Source organism: Streptomyces sp. NPDC051664 (assembly GCF_044453545.1).
Lineage (GTDB): Bacteria > Actinomycetota > Actinomycetes > Streptomycetales > Streptomycetaceae > Streptomyces.
Window position 1 is genome coordinate 1 of the sequence record NZ_JBITCU010000099.1, and the last position, 2804, is coordinate 2804.

At 63.6% G+C, this 2804-nt stretch carries 5 protein-coding genes; 1 reads left to right on the forward strand and 4 read right to left on the reverse strand.

Annotated features, from left to right (window positions below):
• Window positions 1-128: 128 nt before the first annotated feature.
• From ACIA8E_RS41700 to ACIA8E_RS41710, 3 genes are all read right to left on the reverse strand, one after another.
• The gene (locus ACIA8E_RS41700; RefSeq protein ID WP_399307297.1) at window positions 129-320 is read right to left on the reverse strand and encodes a hypothetical protein; all 192 of its coding nucleotides are present in this window, start codon (window positions 318-320) and stop codon (window positions 129-131) included.
• 12 nt (window positions 321-332) lie between these two features.
• Window positions 333-1121 carry a hypothetical protein gene (locus ACIA8E_RS41705; protein WP_399307299.1) on the reverse strand — a complete coding sequence of 263 codons (789 nt, stop codon included), beginning with the start codon at window positions 1119-1121 and terminating at the stop codon, window positions 333-335.
• Between the two features lie 392 nt (window positions 1122-1513).
• Window positions 1514-1984, reverse strand: a complete 471-nt coding sequence (locus ACIA8E_RS41710) for a hypothetical protein (protein ID WP_399307301.1) — start codon at window positions 1982-1984, stop codon at window positions 1514-1516.
• 13 nt (window positions 1985-1997) lie between these two features.
• Here ACIA8E_RS41710 and ACIA8E_RS41715 point away from each other — a divergent pair, with 13 nt between their 5' ends.
• Window positions 1998-2357: a class I SAM-dependent methyltransferase gene (locus ACIA8E_RS41715; protein WP_399307303.1), complete on the forward strand. Its 360-nt coding sequence runs from the start codon at window positions 1998-2000 to the stop codon at window positions 2355-2357.
• Between the two features lie 240 nt (window positions 2358-2597).
• On the opposite strand, the gene ACIA8E_RS41720 is transcribed toward ACIA8E_RS41715, so the two are convergent.
• The coding region (locus ACIA8E_RS41720; RefSeq protein WP_399307305.1) for a hypothetical protein at window positions 2598-2804 on the reverse strand (207 nt) is incomplete at its 5' end.

Consider the following 2804-nt stretch of genomic DNA (forward strand, 5'->3'; position numbering starts at 1 on the left):
CCCCCCCCCCCCCCCCCCCGCCCCCCCCCCCCCCCCCCCCCCCCCCCCCCCCCCCCCCCCCCCCCCCCCCCCCCCCCCCCCCCCCCCCCCCCCCCTCTGGTGCGCGTAGCCCGGGAAGCACGAAGTCGCTAGACCGATGTGCCCTCGGCGTCCTCTTCCTTCTTGCCGCGCTTGTGATGGCGCACAGCAAAGACCAGAGATGCAGTCAGCGCTACAAGCCACACGATAATCTCAAGGCCGCCGAATTGTGAGCCCAACAGCAGGAGAATTATGAGAAAGAGGGCGATGATGGCAATCATTGACCCGATGAGCGACTTCACTTGATTTCTCCCTTAGACGCCGCTGCCGCCGATTGCGGTCTTCCCGGTTCCGTAGACCTTGACCTTAGCCCACGGGTGCAGAGTGGCATAGCAGCCGTACTTGAACACGCACAGGTCCACCTCTCGCTTCATCATCGAGGAACCAGAGTTTGCGGGCGTACCCGACTTCATGTCAACGAGTCGCTTGGGCGTGACCTTGACCTGCGCCACAAGGTCGTCGTCCGTGAAGTCGTCGTAACGCTGACCCCACGCACGGACCTTGCCGCCGCCATAGTTGAACTGCGCGTAGGTGTGGTACGCGAAGATAATCCCGCCCGAGTAGCTGCGGTGGGTGTGAGTGATGTGGGTCATCTTCCACTTGCCGCCCGTGATCATCGCGCCGACCCCGCCACCCGCGGGGTCGACGTCGGTCCCGGGCGCGGTGGTGACCACCTCGCCGGGAACGCTGATCTCGGCACCGTCGCCCGGCATGATTTTCGCCAGTTCCTCCACGCTGAGCGGCTCACCGTTGGCCGACGAGACGGCCTGGCCATCGGCCGTGAAAGTCGCCGAGTTGGTGGTGACCTCTTCCGGTCGAGTCACGTCCTCGACGACGGCAGCGAGCGACGGTATGGATCGAATGAGGTCGACGTCCGCCTGCGTCCACGTACCGTCACCGTGACGCTTCAGTGCTGCGCTGATCTGCGCATCTGTCGGCGCGGCAGCCTGTGCCGCCGGCGCCAAGGTGACGGCCAGTGCGGCGGCCGCAACAATTGCACAGGCAGCGGCAGACGCCTTCGAATACTGCATTCCCTTGAACAACAAAACTCCCCGATTGCGTGGTCAACGAAAGTGCGTCCGCGAACTAATAGAGCTGCGGCCTAAGCAGCCAATCGAATTGGCCACTTCTTTTCCCCTCCGCACTTTCGCAAGCCAGACACTACACAGAAGATCCATCCACGGGAAAGGCTTGATCATTTACCTGAGGAAGACTTGATCTTGAGGTGTGGAATTTGAAGCTTGAACCTTGTTTTAATTTGAAGCTTGAACCGTTGATGGCATTTGAGCTTGAACCGTTGATGGCATTTGAGGAAGAATTGAGCTTGGCTCAAAAGAGCCACTCTGTCCCTATTTAACGTCAGCACGCACGGGATCCCCTACAGGGGTGGGCAACCGCCGTATGCATAGGCGTTGCCCCACAAGTGACAGTTTCGCTAGTGCTCCCGCCCGGACAGGGCGATGGTGATTCGGGCGTCATCAGCTGGCATGAAGATGGCGTCTGCCTCGAGCAGGACGCAGTAGTTCGCGCAGTCCAGTAGCGGGAACTGGAGCGGCCCCCCGTTGCGGCCGTAGGCGTCGGACGAGCTCTCGCGCGTCCCGGCGCACTCCACCGATGCACGCTCCACCTGCCCGTCGAGGAACACGGCACCGCCCGCAGGCACGAATCCGATCTCGAAGACCGAGTGAGGGTTGCACCGCTCTGCCTCGGCGACTTCCTCGCAGGTCATGCCTTCGTGTTCCTCGCGACGCTCGAAGAACGTCACGGTGAGCCGACGCAGGTCCTTGCTGCCCGCCTCCACGGTGATGAGGGGCGCTGCACCGAACCATCCGGGCCAGGAGCCCAGGTCGAGCTCGTACGCCGCGGTGTTGACGGCGAGCGCGCTGCATGAGTTCAGCCGTGACATCCTTCTCGACTGTTTGCCGGAGAAGCTGGCCAGTCAGCGGGTTCTCGATCTTGGATGCGGTGAGGGAATCATCACCCGCGCCCTAGCTGCCCGCGGTGCGTGGGCCCTGGGCATCGATCTGTTCCCACGCATGATCGAGCAGGCGCAGGCCGCTACGAAGGACGGGCCGTCCGGCGCCCACTACACAGTCGACGGGTGCACCCTGGCCACGGTGGCCACACGCTCCGTCGACTGGGTCACCGCCGGGTTGTCCCTGAACAACGTCCCGGATCTTTCCGCCGCACTCACGGCAGTACGACGTGTCCTGGTACCAAGCGGGCGTCTCGCCTTCACCATCCCGCACCCCTGCTTCGAAGCACCGCATGCGACCTGAACGGATCACGCACAAGGACGTCCCCGCCGTGTGGTGGGCGACTACCACGCCGAGGGATTCTGGCGCTCGGACAACCCGCAGGGCGTGCGCCGCGCGGGAAACCAGCACCGAATGCTGTCCATACCTCAACGCCCTGGGCGGACACGGTTTCCTGCTCGAAGCAACCGCAGAGCCCATCCCCAGTTCCCCGGTCGCGGCTGAACAACCGCAACGGGCCGAGCTGCCACCCTTCTTCCATGTTCAGGCGAGCAGCAAGAAGTGACGGACACGGTCTAGTGTCCTGCGCCAGTAGTTGATCGTTAGTTGGTGTGTGACTTCTGCTGCTGGTGCGTCAGTTCCTCGTCGAGGCCCAAAGCTGGAACCGTTGCTGCTGTCTGATGACGAGCGGGCGGTGTTGGAGCGGTGGACGCGGCGGGCGACATCGGCCCAGGCGCTGGCCTTGCGGGC

What these genes read in the sequence shown, in the direction of transcription:
- ACIA8E_RS41710 (WP_399307301.1), bottom strand. Translation starts at nt 1,984, where the DNA reads ATGTCACGGCTGAACTCATGCAGCGCGCTCGCCGTCAACACCGCGGCG.